Origin of the sequence: Arthrobacter sp. JUb115 (assembly GCF_004365035.1) — a bacterium.
Lineage (GTDB): Bacteria > Actinomycetota > Actinomycetes > Actinomycetales > Micrococcaceae > Glutamicibacter.
In genome coordinates, this window is the sequence record NZ_SOBS01000010.1 from 58,353 (window position 1) to 71,956 (window position 13,604).

The window sequence follows — 13,604 nt, forward strand, 5'->3', positions numbered from 1 at the left end:
TTCAGGGAAGAGCTTCGCCGCCACGGCACCGACCGCGCACCCTACGGATAGGCACTCGTTCGCAAAAGAACGCCTGCGTAAGTCTCCAGCTCCCGCAAATCACATTACCCACCTGTGCTGGGCCGGGCACGGGTGGTACCTACTCCAAGTTTGCGCAAACCGGCACGTGCTACCTGCCGGTTGTACCCGCTTCAAGCCCTGCGTGATCCAATTCCGCGCGCTCGGTAATCCCCAACTTCGAAAATACCCGGTAGAGATGCCCCTCCACCGTGCGCTGCGAGACCGTCAAGGTCCGGGCAATCTGCGCGTTATTCAATCCCTGCCGGGCCAAACCGACGATTTCCGCTTCCCGGGCGGTCAATTCGGTCAGCGCCAGGACACGGGCGATGTACTTTCCCGGGTCCATCCCCTGTTGGTCGATCAGTTGGGCGGCCCGGCGCAGCAAGGCGCCGCAGCGCCGCTGGTCCCCGGACTGGGCGTAGCGTTCGGCCGCCCGGGCCCAGGCCTCGATCACCACCAGGTATTCTTTCTTGGCCAGGGCGTCCTGGGCCAGCTGCTCCAGCGGCTCGCCAAGCTCTGAGCCTCGCAAGTCCATCAGGCGCGCCAAAAACGCCGCTCGCGATCCCTGCTGCCCCGCAGCCAAGGCACGCAGTCTTTCACCCATCTGGGATTCGGCCAGCTCCTGGTCCCCCAGCTGCCGGGTCATGCTGAAAAGGAATTCGCGTTCCACCAGCGGGAAGCACTCCAGCGACTCACCCGGATACGGATGGCCCAGTCCCGCTGCGAAGGCCCGTGCGAAGATGCGCTGCTTCGACGACTCCTCGCCCAGTTGTCCGTTCAGCGAAATCGTACCGCTGGAACTGAAGGACTCGGGCCCGGTGACCAGGGCTTCAGGCACCGGAAAGCCCAACCGGGCCAGCAGCAGCCGGTACAGATTACTGGCCAAGGCCAGCAGTTGAGTGGTGTCCGCAATCTGCAGTTCCGTCACGGCCTCGGCCATTTTGGCCATGGCGAGCTGTACTCTGCCTTGCAGCAGGTGGCTGACGCCGTCGAGCAGCGAGATTGCCCCCTGGTAGTACTGGATGGAACGGAGCCGGGCATGGCGGTAGGAGTCGATGAATGCCGCGGCGCGCTCGTATTGTCCCAAGAACAGCAGGTTCCAGCCAATGCGGAAGAACACCCGGACCTCGTACATGGCCTGCGGGGCCGGGTTCTCCTTGAGGTCTTGCAAAGCCGGTTCCATCAGATCCAAGGCCTGCTGGCACCGGCCGGCGGACGTGTGCAGGTCGCTGAGCACCATCATGCCGATGAAGCGCACCTGCGCGGGCAGCAGCCGGTCCTCCAGGAATTCTTGCAGCTCGGAAACGCTCGGCAGTGGACCGCGGGCGGTATTGACCCTGAGCCAGAAATCCAGGACCCTGGCCCCTGCGCTATGCAGGGCCAAGAAGCTGGCTACCTCTTCTGCGTCCGCGTGCCCCAGGGCCCGATGCTTCCAATCGTCCAGGATCCGCCCCAATTCGACGCCATCGGTTCCGATATTCGTGGTGACCTCCAGCAGGTAGGCGTAGGCCTGCCCCAGCAGCGCCAGATCGGTCAGCTGATCGATCAGGCGCAGCAACAGCGCGCGCGCGGCATGGTGCCGCCCCATGCTCAGCAGCATCCGCGCTTCGAGCAGCGCTCCTTGCCCATGATGCCGGGCGAGCTTACCCAGGACGCATAGGCGCAGGGCCAACCCGAAATTCAGTTCCCGAGCGGCCTGCTCGGCCAGATCCAGGACCAACTTCATGGGCACCTGCTTACCGGTTTCCAAGGACCACAGCACCTCGCGGGCGTTTGGCTCTTTTCCCAGCGAGACCGCCGCGGTAACCCACAGGTCATGCAGCTGTGCGATGTCATGTTCGGTGGCCAAGGCGCGGACGATCCGCTGCATCAGCTTGGATTTCAAGACCATTGCCGGGCCTTGCTGCATCAGCTCACCGATTTTCAGCAGCCGTTGGTAAGGCAATCCGCACTGCTCCAGCACTTCTGGGGGCTGCGGGCCAGCCAAAGCCAACAGCAACAGCGACTGCTGCTCCTGAACGGACAGGGTCCGGGTGATTTCCCGGCCCAGCGTCAACATCGGCGTATCGATTTCCGGAAGTGCGCGGGCCACGATCCATACCGGCTCGTGGAGCCCGTGGCTCTGCAGCAACCTGTCATCGTGGAAAAGCGTGCCTTGTTCCAGGCAGGATGCAGCATAGGCTTCAACGAAGCTGGGGTTACCGCCGGTGACCACGTCGATCAGGCTCACCGTGCCCTCGGCGAGCTTGCGTCCGATCACGCCTTCGGCCACCGCGCGCACTCCTTTGCGGTCCAGGCGCTGCAGGGCCATGGTGGTGAAGGATCCCAGCTCGGCCAGCGCGCCCAGCGGGCTATCCGCTTCCAACGACCCGCTGCCCAGGGCCAGCACCTTCACCTCGGCGTTTTCCACCAGCAGAGAGAGGATAAAGCAGGACTGCGGGTCCAGGAACTGCGCATCTTCGACGACAACGATATGCGGTTCAAGCTGCCCGCGGCTGGAAAGCAGGCTCCGATTCAGTTCGCGCAGCACGCTCACCGGCTCGTCGATGCTCTCCAGGGCCCCAAGATATGGCGACAAGGCACCATGGGCAACAGTGCTCAAGGACGGCGTGCCATACAGCGTCATGACCGGCTCGCCCGCGCCCGAGGAGGCAAGCACTGCCTCCACGAGGCTTGTCTTGCCCACGCCCTGCTCGCCCAGCAGCAAGACGCCGGCGGGACCTGGCCTTTGCAGGATCTGCAGCAGCCGGTTGTATTCAGTTGGCCTGGTCTTGGTAATCAGTTGATGCTGTTTCATCGCAGCCCTGCGGTACGGCGGCTGGTGCGGTCAAGCGCAGTGAGCTCCTGGCGATTTCGGACCTGGAGCTTGGAATATACCTGGTACAGATGCCCCTCCACGGTGCGAATCGAGACGCCATTGAATTTTGCAATTTCCGAATTCGTTTTGCCAGTTATGGCCATCTTGGCGATCTGGGCCTCACGCTTGGTCAACTCGCGCATCCAGCCCGGCTGCTGTTCGATGGCTTCAAACTGCAGCTCGTCGTGCTGCTGGATCTGCGGAGCCGAGTCCCGCTTGCGGCCGTTGACTGCCCGGGCAAGCTTGCGCTGATCCCTGGCTTCCATTGATGTGACGAACTCGTTGTTCGATGGCACGGACATGAGCAAGTGCCCGGCCTCGACCATGCTGTCCAGAGCCGCTGCCAAGCGCGGCGAGTCCTTGGCCGCCGCCGCGTCTGCGAGCGCCTCCAGATTCTGTCCGACAAGGCCCTCGCAGCGTCTGGCGGCGCTGCGCAGCTGCGGCAGCACCAGCTGGTCTCCCAGCCGCGCGGCGAACCCCAAGGTCAGCGCTTCGAGCAGGGTGTGCTGGCCGCCGCGGGCACGCTGGGCGAAGGTTGCCAGCCGCAGCCTTGCAGCCTGCGGCGAGCCGAGTTCGGCCAACGCAAGGCAGGAGAAGACTTCTGCCGCCCAGGAGTAGAAGCTCAGCGGCATCTGCATCGCTCCGGGGGTCCCGTATTCAGGGCATACCAGTGCGGATGCCTCCACCCGCCTCCCGGAGCAAGCCAGCGCATAGGCAATGACCGACCCAATCAGCGCTTCGGTTCCCCGGTCTCCGGCCACTTGCATCTGGTGCAGGTTCGGTTCCAGCAGGCGCAAGGCAGCGTCGTAGTCATTGCCCAGTCCCAGCAGGATCCCCCGCATGATGTCCCCGTAGGAAATGAGCAAGGGACTGATGTACTGCCCTTCGGCCAGGCGCTGGGCGCGGGCTGATGCCGCGTTCCAGACTCCGGAGAGCAATTCGGCCTGGAGCAGCTGGAACTCTATATCTGCTGCGTCCTCGGAATGGAAATTCGAGACCGTCGGGCCGTTGAAGCGGATATTGCGCAGTTCCCCGTCCACGTAACTGACCAGCTTCATGGCATCGGCCTGTCGCGACTGCGCCGCCCAGCTGGCAGCTTGCAACGACAGGGACCGCAGGTGCAATGACTCGCTCATCCAGCCTGACGAAGACAGCAGTGACTCGCTGCTGCCGGCGATGCTCGTTTCTTTGGTCATCTCGGTGCTGAATAAGGTCGCGAACGTGCTGAGCAGTTCCAGTTCCTGGAATGCGGTATCCAGGGATTCGCGCGGACCGGACTCCCTGGCGGCCTGGGCCAGTCCCGCCCTGGCCAGGTCGATTGCTTCGAGTCCGTTGGACAGCTGGCCGAGCATGGCCTGCGCGCGCACGTGCATCTCCACGATGGCCACCCGGGTGCGCGGGTCAGTTGGCCAGCATTCGGCGTGATAGCCCTGCTGCTGGAAGTCTTCTGCCACCCTGAGCTGCGATTCGTAGTCGCCAAGGTCGTTCAGGGATTTCAGTTGCGCAAGGATCCGGGCAGCCAATGGGTCCTTGTGCAGCTTGGCCAGCAGTTCCACACCGTGAGGGTGGGCCTGGTTGCTGGATTCGGCGCGCACGAGCAGGGACAGCAGCGGATTGGATATGCCTACCTTGTAGGCGGCGCCGGGCAGGTACTTGGCCTGGCCACGGTTCAGCAAGCCGTCAAGCTCGCAGGTCAGGCCCGAACGCCGGATGCGGTTGAGTTCCACCGGCCCGCCCAGTGCCAGGGCCCCGAGCAGTTCGCGTTCACCGTCATCGAGCCCATGGACCAGCGAAGCGTGCAGGGCCTGCATCGCTGGCCCGGAATCGAGCGCGTTCATCCGCAAGGCCCAGGTACCGTTGCGCTGCAGCAGCTGGCCGTCTTCGCGCCAGCTGTGCATCAGCTTGAGCATCAGCGAGCGGTTGCCCCCGGCCAAGTAGCACAGGGTTGCCGAGGCGTAGGCGGAGACCCGCCCTTCCAATTCCTGCTGGACGAAAGCGTGCGTTTCCATGCTGCCCATGCGCTCGACGCGCTGGTGCGCCAGCCGGCCCGAACGGTACAAGGCGAACAGGTCCCCAGGAAGATCCTGCACGTGTTCGCAGATCACGAAAAGCTTGATCTTGCCCATCGTGGCCAGCTGGGCGAGCAAGGAGCTGGATTGCTCGTCGATCAATTCAGGCCGCCCGAGCACCACCATTGACGGGCGCTGGTCGGTGCACAGCACCCGGCCCAGCTGGTGGATCAGCTCATGACGGCTCGAAGCTCCGGCCACGTCGACTTGGGCAAGCAGGAATGAAAGCACACCGAAAGGCACTTTCGTGCCGAAGTTGCTTCCGTTCAGCCGGATCAGCTTCGGCGGCTCGGCCATCTGGCCCAAGTCGGTTTCCAGCTGCGCCCTTCGACCGCTGCCCGGTGGTCCGGAGACCACAGCTCCGGCGCAATGCGGGTCGTTCAGGACCCTGCCCAAAATGCCTTGCGAAATCCGCGAAAGTTTCGAAGTTGTCTTGCTATCTCCCCGCTGCGATCGAGCATTGCGAGTGCCCGCCAGCGAGAGAATTCGTGAATATTCCATTATTCAAACCGCCCCAATCGGTTCGTTCCCCCAAATTAACCGTGAAAGAATCTGTCAGGACTCTTCCTCGTGTTTCCCCATCCTAGGACTTAAAGGCAGCGAGAACACTGGGTTCGGCAGGATAAATGAAGCTCAGTCACTTTTTCTTCTTTTCCCAGTGATTGCACAGCACTTCGCCTTCACTCGGGAACAACGAGTTAGTGCCCATGACTTTTCTAGTTGACTTGGAATAACTCGCACCTTGGGAAGGATTGCCGAGCCTGGATGAGGGGTTCTGGCCGTTCACCTGCCATTCACTGGGACCACACCCGATTTTTACCTACCCGGTTTTTATGGCGTTACGCGATTCTGGCCAAGGAACTGATCCAGCAAGTCGGTTAACGGCTTCGGCGCGAAGCCGGTCGCTTGCAATTTTGCGGTGTCCAGCGTGCTGTTCGCCGGCCGGGGTGCCAACTGCGGCCGGCCCAAGGCATACTCCCGGGTGGAAACCGGCTGCACGGAATCCGGGTCATGGCCGCACAAGGCGAAGACCTCGCGGGCAACCTGGTACCAGCTGGCGGGTTCGCCGCCACCCTGCAGGTGATAGGTCCCCGGGGCGCTGCCGGCATCAATCAAATGCATGATGCCGCGGGCCAGCTCGCTGGCGAAGGTCAACCGGCCAATTTGGTCATCGACCACCCTGGGCGCGATTCCCTGCTCGGCGAGCCGGCGCATGGTGGACACGAAATTGTTGCCCTGCCCGATAACCCAGCTGGTGCGCACCACATAGTTTCTGGTGTGGGCCAGCACGGCCTGCTCGCCGGCGGCCTTGCTTTGGCCGTAGACTCCGAGCGGCGCGATCGGATGCAACTCATCAACCTCGCGTTGCGCGCCATCGAACACATAGTCGGTGGACACATGCACCAGCGGCACCCCCCGCTCGGCGCATCGTGACGCCAGCTGGCGCACGGCCACGGCATTGACCTGCCACGCTTCGGCACTGCCCGCAGGGGTTTGCGCCCGGTCCACTGAGGTCATCGCCGCCGCGTTGACCACGTGGCTGCAATTTGCAAGGTCCAGCGATGCCGCGAAGCCCGGGGACTGCAAGTCGGTCTGGGCGCGGGTATACAAAGCGATCCGTTCATCTGACTTCGCCAGCTGGGCGAAGGCACGTCCGAGCTGACCGTTCCCGCCGAGCACCGCAATTTTCTTGGGCTGCACTGGTTTCGCCTGCGCCAGCGGTGGGTGCTCCTTGTCCGCCTGTGAAACTATGGCCTCATCCAAGCTGATGGGCCAGGGGATGTCCAAATCCGGGTCGGCCAGATTGACGTAGCTGTATTCCAACCGGGCTGGCTCGGTCCAGTGCTCGGTGACCAGGTAGGAGTACACGGTATTCGAGGCCAAGGTCTGGAAGGCGTTGGCCACCCCGCGGGGCACGAAGACCGCTTGGCCTTCGCCCACCTGAGCGGTGAACAGCCTGCCGAAACCGTGCCCGGGACGCAGGTCCACCCAGGCGCCGAAGATCTCCCCAGACAGCATCGAAATGTATTTGTCCCATGGCTCGGCGTGCAATCCGCGAGTGGTCCCGCGCTGGCCATTGAAGGAGACATTGTTCTGCACCGGACGGAAGTCCGGCAAACCCGCAGCCACCATTTTCTCCCGCTGCCAGTTCTCCTTGAACCAGCCGCGCTCATCGCGGTGCACCGGCAGGCTGACCACTTTGAGTCCCTGAATCGGGCTGTCCTCTACCCGTAGCTGTGCCGCGCCGCCCATCAGCTGGCAACCTTGAACGCATCGGCCTGCTGCGCATAGCGCTGCTCGGTCTGTGCCTTGGCCGGCTCCCACCAGGAGCGGTGCTGACGGTACCAGCCAATGGCCTGCTCCAGGCCCTGCACCAGGTCGGTGTACCGCGGCTGCCAGCCAAGCTCGGTGCGCAGCACCGTGGAATCGATGGCATAGCGCAGGTCATGGCCGGCCCGGTCGGCCACCGCATCGAAGTCATCGGCTTTCCTGCCCATCAGCTCCAGAATCAGTGCGAGCACTTCGCGGTTGCTTTTCTCCCCGTCCGCACCAATCAAATAGGTCCGCCCGGTCTGGCCCGCTTCCAGGATGAGCTGCACCGCCGAGGAGTGGTCGCTGGCGTGGATCCAGTCGCGCACATTTGCCCCATTGCCGTAGAGCTTGGGCCGCAATCCCCCCAGGACGTTGGTGATCTGCCGCGGGATGAACTTCTCCACATGCTGGTACGGACCGTAGTTGTTCGAGCAGTTGGACAGCGTCGCCTCGATCCCGAAGGAACGGACCCAGGCCTTGACCAGAAGGTCGCTGGAGGCTTTGGTAGCCGAATAAGGGCTGGATGGCTTGTAGGGCGTAGTTTCGGTGAAGCGCTGCGGATCATCGAGTTCCAGGTCCCCATAGACCTCGTCGGTGGAAATATGGTGCAGGCGCACACCGTGGTTACGCACGGCTTCCAGGAGTTCGAAAGTTCCCAAGACATTGGAATTCACGAAGCTGCGCGGGTCATGCAAGGAATTATCGTTGTGCGTCTCTGCCGCGAAGTGGACCACAGCATCATGCTGCGGCACCAGTTCGTTGACCAACACGTAGTCGCAGATGTCGCCAACAACAAGGTTGACGCGTTTGCTGTCCAAGCCTTCCAGCGACTGCCGGTTGGCGGCGTAGGTCATCTTATCCAATACGGTGATTTCACTGTCGGAATGCGCAATCATATGGTGCACGAAATTTGCCCCAATGAATCCTGCTCCCCCAGTTACAAGGATTCTTTTCATCTCACCAATGTAGCCAGTGGGCACCGCGGCCAAGCAGCTTCCTAGCAATTCTCGAGTATGACTACTCTGACAAGATCGCTGCCCGCTTCATTAGGCTCGATAGCCATGAGGGGAATAATTCTAGCTGGGGGAACCGGGTCTCGTTTGCACCCGATCACGCGAGGCATCTCAAAGCAATTGGTGCCTGTCTTCGACAAGCCGATGATCTACTATCCGCTGACCACCCTGATGCTCGCTGGAATCAGGGACATCCTGGTCATCACGACGCCGCAGGATGAGGGGCAGTTCAAGTCCTTGCTCGGCGATGGCTCGCAGTTCGGCATCAATCTGTCCTATGCCGTGCAAGCCCGGCCTGAAGGCCTGGCCCAAGCGTTCATACTTGGCGCCGAGCACATCGGAGGGGAATCCGTGGCGCTGGTGCTGGGTGACAACATCTTCCATGGACCGGGCTTCGGCACCCAGTTGGGAAGCTACGCCGACCAGACCGGCGCGACGATCTTCGGCTACTGGGTCAAGGATCCCAGGTCCTACGGCGTCGTCGAGTTCGATAGCTCCGGAAGGGCCGTATCGCTGGAAGAGAAGCCGCTGGACCCGAAAAGCCACTACGCTGTTCCGGGATTGTACTTCTACGACAATTCCGTGGTTGGCAAAGCCCGGACATTGCAGCCTTCGGCCCGTGGAGAGCTTGAGATCACCGACATCAACCGCTTGTACCTCGAAGAGGGCAACCTCAACGTCACGGTGCTGGCCCGCGGAACTGCGTGGCTTGATACCGGAACCTTCGATTCGCTCAACGACGCCTCCAACTTCGTGCGCACTGTCGAAGCGCGGCAGGGTTTGAAGATCGGTTCTCCCGAGGAAGTTGCATGGCGCCAGGGGTTCATCTGCGATGACCAGTTGCGCACTTTGGGCCGGGAGCTGGGCAAGAGCGGGTATGGCGATTACTTGCTTCAGCTGGCAGAAAACAGTTTCGTCGATCCCCATCATTCAACGCGTCCTGCCGCTATGCCGGCTATCAGCTGATATTCGAGGGCTTCGCGGCTTCCGGACGCCGTTGGCACCCGGAAGCAGTGCGCTGGCTAGCGCGTCGAGCGCAGCGAGAAGAACAGGAAGCTCAAGAACGCGTCGCGTTCACGCAAGGCTTCTGGAATCACGCCTTCGGGCGCATCCTTGGCATACGGCGGCTCCCAAACACGCTCCACCGCGAACCCTGCGGAGATCAGTGCCTTCATAGTTTCATGCAAAGGCCGATGCCAATAGGTCAGTTCGGCAGGCTTCCCCTTGAAAGTCACTTCGTCGGTGTACTGGGTGAGCTGGAAGTAGTCCTTGCCTCGGTGGTTGAACGGGTAGAGAATCGGATGGTTCACCGACATGATGAGCCGGCCGCCGGGCTTGAGGACCCGGCGGACTTCCTCCAGTGCGTAGTCCCAGTCCGGCAAATAGTGGAACACCAAGGAAGCAATGGCATCGTCAAAACTGTTGTCGGCATACGGGAGCTTCTCCCCCAATGTCGCCACTTTCAGGTCGGCATCTTCGCCCAGCCGCTGGCGTGCCAGGTCCACCATGGCCCGGCTGGTGTCGAAGCCCGAGACGCTCGCTCCACGGCTCATGAGCTGTTCCGACAGCGGGCCGGCGCCGCAGCCGATATCCAGGATGTTCCGGCCGGCAACGTCTCCTGCCAGTTCCAAGGTGGCCGGCCGCTCATAGTAGGCGTTCAGCATGCTGAATTCGTTCTCGTCAGCGTAGTCCTGGGCGAAATCGTCGTAGTTGCTTTCCTGTGGCACGGGCGCGCTCCTTTGCATGGTTTTGCCCGAGCCTAGCAAAGGCTTCAACTAATCATTGGGAAAACACTCGACTGATCGAGTAACGCTTTGACTGCAATAGCCGCAATCGATCACAATCGCGTCCAGCCATAGTTTCTATTCCCAGTCCAGATTAGAATCAGCACATGGGACCGATCAGTGCCCATGCTCGTTCGACTTTCCATGGGGAGAAATTGAATAAATTAGTTCAGCGTTCACTCGCTGTCATCGCTTCGGGAGCACTTGCATTCTCCGGTGTCTCCGCGGCCTCGGCCGCTCCGTTGCCCACCAGCATTTCATCTGCCAGCATCGTTGCTGCGAAGAAAAAGGCTCCTGCGGTAACGATCAAGAAAATTGGCACGAAGACTGTCAAGGGTTCAGCCAAGGCAACCATCAAGCCTAGCTATTCCAAGGCAAAGAACGTGAAGATCAAGTCGGCGTTGCTGAAGGTGGTCAAGGGCAAGAAGACCGTCGCCAGCAAGAAGAAGTCCGTCAAGCTCGCAGCGGGCACCTACAAGGTCACCACCACGGTCAAGTACCAGCTCAAGGGCAAGACCTCGACCATTCAGAAGACGCAGACCTTGCTGGTGAAGAAGGCGGCCGCCAAGCGTTCCGTGAAGATGAGCGGGAAGGCGAAGAACTGCCCTGCAGGCTACCCGGTGAAGGGCAACCGCACCGGCAGCCAGAAGGAGTGGAAGTACCATGTCAAGGGACAGCGCTTCTACAACATCACGAAGCCAGAAGAATGCTTCAAGACTGCAGCTGATGCGCGCAAGGCCGGCTACCGGGCTTCGAAGCTCTAAACCTGCCTGGCTGGTATCCGACCCAGCAAACTAAAAAATCGACCTCGGTTGCTTCCCATATGGGAAGCAACCGAGGTCGATTTATTTGAAATGCAATGGAGCCAAGTGCGAGGGAAGAATCTAGTTCCGCCAGCTCCTACTTCTCAATGGCTTCTGGAGAATCCTTCGCGGACTCCCCACTGCGGCTTTTCTTGATATTCTCGGCAAATGAAGTTGCTACGTCCTCGGCTTTGTCCAAGGCACGGTTCTTCGTCTCGTCCCCAAACTGCTTGATTGCGCTCAAGCCATCAGCGCCTGCATCAGTCACCTTGTCCCGAACCTCGGAGACAGCCTTGAGCCACTTCTTTGACTCCAGTGCCCCGTAGGCGCTCTCGATTCCCAATCGGCTTTGGAATTCCACTAGATCATTCGAGACGGCATTCGTCGCCTTCACGACTTCGCTCGATGACTTCGGATGCAGCAGCACCTTTGAATTCGCCAGTCCGGCGACGACAGCGATTCGCTCAAGAAGCTGCTCGGTCACCTTCGTAATGTGTGCGATTCTGCGTTCGCGCGCGATCTGCAGCGCGATTCGATGATTCTCCAGTTCGTCAGGAGACCCGTTGAGCACACGGTCCAGTTCCAGAACAGACATGCCGTCTTCGAGTTGGAAGCAACGTGCCAGTACTGCCAACCACTGGGTGGCCTTTGATTCGATCTCGCGGGTGATCTTGGCCAGTTCACCCATCTTCGTTTTGTCTTCCAGCTTTTCAGCTAATCCTGCCAAGGCCCGCAGCGCATAGGACTGGGTCGTTGCGATGGTCTTGGCATTCGAATTAACCTTTGACCATGTCGTCTCGCCGATATGCCCCACTTGGTCGCGCACGACCATGGCATCATCGATGAGCATTCCAACACCATCAAGATCCGCTAGGACCGCGTCATTCTGCGCACGGAGGATATCGTCAATTTTCTCGTCGATCACCTTCAAGTAATCGGTGATCTCATCCATGCTCTGCTGCATCGCGTATTGGGCTATAATCCCACCCACGCCTGCCAGAACAGCCGGGTTTGAAAGCATCGCCGTTGGGCTGGTGACGATTTCAAGCAAATTGCTGATCTTGCCATCTTTCATGACGACTGCACGCGCCAGGCCGTTCTCCGATCCAGCCATCAGGTTCTTGGCATTGAAGATCCGTGCTGAGTCTTCCGAGAGCTTGATCCAGCGTCCGGACGTCTGCGCAATCCCGCTACCGGCTTGCATCGCGGTTGCACTGAGGCCAGCTGCTTTGCTTACGCGTTCCAAGGGCAGTTCCTTGGAAATCAAGCCGACGGATTCCACGAATTTGTCAACGGCGCTGCGTTCGCCAAGGACTGCCACGCCATTTCCATCAGAAACGATCTCAATATCTTCGCTAGCCACTTTTGCTCCTTGAACTATCAGCTATTGAACAGCGGCGGCGGCATTGTTCGTTCTGCTCTCGCCCGGAACAATTCTTACACTAAAAGATTGAATACTAAAGTTCCTTCAGGCCGCGGCACTTCAGCACACAGCAGGAGTGCAGCTCCCTTTTCGATGCGCTCATCGCAGAATAGACGCAACATGCATTTAAACGAAAACCGCTGGCTCTAAACGATATTCCTATCGTTCAGAGCCAGCGGTTTTCAGCTTATGAAGCTAGTTGTCACCTCGCAATTAGCGGGCTACCGAACCATCTACGTAGTCATCCGAGGATGCATCCGAGATCCAGGAGAACAGCGAGCGCAGTTCGCGACCGGTGGTCTCGATTGGGTGCGCTTCGCCCTTGGCACGCAGTTCCTTGAACTCCGGAGCGCCAGCCTTCTGGTCTTCCATGAAGCGGTTGGCGAAAGCACCGGACTGGATATCAGCCAGCACAGCCTTCATGTTTTCCTTCACCTCTGGGGTGATCACGCGTGGGCCGGAGACGTAGTCGCCGTACTCAGCGGTGTCGGAGATCGACCAGCGCTGCTTGGCGATGCCGCCTTCCCACATCAGGTCGACGATCAGCTTCAGCTCGTGCAGCACCTCGAAGTAGGCGATTTCCGGCTTGTAGCCAGCTTCGGTCAGGACCTCGAAGCCGTACTGGACCAGCTGGGAGGTGCCACCGCACAGCACAGCCTGCTCGCCGAACAGGTCGGTTTCGGTCTCTTCGGTGAAGGTGGTCTCGATAACGCCGGCACGGGTGCCGCCGATGCCTGCAGCGTAGGACAGTGCCAGTTCCTTGGCGCCGCCGGTGAAGTTCTGCTCCACGGCGATCAGGTCAGGGATGCCACGGCCGGCTTCGAATTCGCGGCGCACGGTGTGCCCTGGTGCCTTGGGAGCAACCAGTGCAACGTCGACGTTGGCTGGTGGCTGGATGAAGCCGAAGCGGATGTTGAAGCCGTGGCCGAAGAACAGCGCGTTGCCCTCTTCGAGGTGCTCGGCGATCGACTCGGTGTAGACCTGGGCCTGGACCTGGTCCGGGGTCAGGATCATGATGACATCTGCCCAAGCCGCTGCTTCGGCAACCGTAGCTACCTTCAGGCCTTCGGCCTCGGCCTTGGCACGGGACTTGGAGCCCTCAGCCAGGCCGACGATAACCTCGACGCCCGAGTCGCGCAGGCTCAATGCGTGGGCGTGGCCCTGGGAGCCGTAGCCAATGACAGCTACCTTCTTGCCCTGGATGATCGAGAGGTCTGCGTCGTCTTCGTAGTACAGATCAGCCACTGTAATTCTCCTTATTTGTGCTTCTGGTAAAGAAGTC

9 protein-coding genes are annotated in these 13,604 nt (G+C 60.6%); 2 read left to right on the forward strand and 7 right to left on the reverse strand.

The features are described from left to right. Positions 1–169 precede the first annotated feature (169 nt). The 4 genes from EDF61_RS15425 to rfbB all read right to left on the reverse strand — a co-directional run bounded on the left by EDF61_RS15425 (position 170) and on the right by rfbB (position 8,255). Positions 170–2,857, reverse strand: coding sequence for a helix-turn-helix transcriptional regulator (locus EDF61_RS15425; RefSeq protein WP_133834686.1), 2,688 nt, complete (start codon positions 2,855–2,857; stop codon positions 170–172). Then, a complete protein-coding gene (locus EDF61_RS15430) occupies positions 2,854–5,487 on the reverse strand; it encodes a helix-turn-helix transcriptional regulator (RefSeq protein ID WP_105658089.1) in 2,634 nt (877 codons plus the stop codon). The genes EDF61_RS15425 and EDF61_RS15430 overlap by 4 nt, the downstream gene beginning before the upstream one ends. 330 nt (positions 5,488–5,817) lie before the next feature. After that, positions 5,818–7,239, reverse strand: a complete 1,422-nt coding sequence (gene rfbD, locus EDF61_RS15435) for a dTDP-4-dehydrorhamnose reductase (RefSeq protein ID WP_133834687.1) — start codon at positions 7,237–7,239, stop codon at positions 5,818–5,820. After that, on the reverse strand, positions 7,239–8,255 hold the full coding sequence (rfbB, locus tag EDF61_RS15440) for a dTDP-glucose 4,6-dehydratase (RefSeq protein ID WP_105658120.1): 1,017 nt from the start codon (positions 8,253–8,255) through the stop codon (positions 7,239–7,241). The genes rfbD and rfbB overlap by 1 nt, the downstream gene beginning before the upstream one ends. Before the next feature lie 105 nt (positions 8,256–8,360). On the opposite strand from rfbB, the gene rfbA reads away from it, so the two are divergent. After that, entirely contained in the window at positions 8,361–9,278 is a 918-nt protein-coding gene (rfbA, locus tag EDF61_RS15445) for a glucose-1-phosphate thymidylyltransferase RfbA (RefSeq protein WP_105658087.1), read from the forward strand. Between the two features lie 56 nt (positions 9,279–9,334). On the opposite strand, the gene EDF61_RS15450 is transcribed toward rfbA, so the two are convergent. Further along, positions 9,335–10,039, reverse strand: coding sequence for a class I SAM-dependent methyltransferase (locus tag EDF61_RS15450; protein ID WP_208294286.1), 705 nt, complete (start codon positions 10,037–10,039; stop codon positions 9,335–9,337). A gap of 164 nt (positions 10,040–10,203) precedes the next feature. Here EDF61_RS15450 and EDF61_RS15455 point away from each other — a divergent pair, with 164 nt between their 5' ends. Further along, positions 10,204–10,860 (forward strand): sunset domain-containing protein, encoded by a 657-nt coding sequence (locus EDF61_RS15455; protein ID WP_133834689.1) that lies wholly within the window; start codon positions 10,204–10,206, stop codon positions 10,858–10,860. Between the two features lie 136 nt (positions 10,861–10,996). Here EDF61_RS15455 and EDF61_RS15460 read toward each other — a convergent pair whose 3' ends face one another. Beyond that, the gene (locus tag EDF61_RS15460; RefSeq protein WP_133834690.1) at positions 10,997–12,262 is read right to left on the reverse strand and encodes a hypothetical protein; all 1,266 of its coding nucleotides are present in this window, start codon (positions 12,260–12,262) and stop codon (positions 10,997–10,999) included. A 273-nt stretch (positions 12,263–12,535) separates the two neighbouring features. Continuing rightward, positions 12,536–13,567, reverse strand: a complete 1,032-nt coding sequence (gene ilvC, locus EDF61_RS15465; protein WP_013348730.1) for a ketol-acid reductoisomerase — start codon at positions 13,565–13,567, stop codon at positions 12,536–12,538. Positions 13,568–13,604: the final 37 nt, after the last annotated feature.

Coding starts and splice junctions, on each gene's coding strand:
- EDF61_RS15425 (WP_133834686.1), bottom strand. CDS start 2,857: ATGAAACAGCATCAACTGATTACCAAGACCAGGCCAACTGAATACAAC.
- EDF61_RS15430 (WP_105658089.1), bottom strand. CDS start 5,487: ATGGAATATTCACGAATTCTCTCGCTGGCGGGCACTCGCAATGCTCGA.
- rfbD (WP_133834687.1), bottom strand. CDS start 7,239: ATGGGCGGCGCGGCACAGCTACGGGTAGAGGACAGCCCGATTCAGGGA.
- rfbB (WP_105658120.1), bottom strand. CDS start 8,255: ATGAAAAGAATCCTTGTAACTGGGGGAGCAGGATTCATTGGGGCAAAT.
- rfbA (WP_105658087.1), top strand. CDS start 8,361: ATGAGGGGAATAATTCTAGCTGGGGGAACCGGGTCTCGTTTGCACCCG.
- EDF61_RS15455 (WP_133834689.1), top strand. CDS start 10,204: ATGGGACCGATCAGTGCCCATGCTCGTTCGACTTTCCATGGGGAGAAA.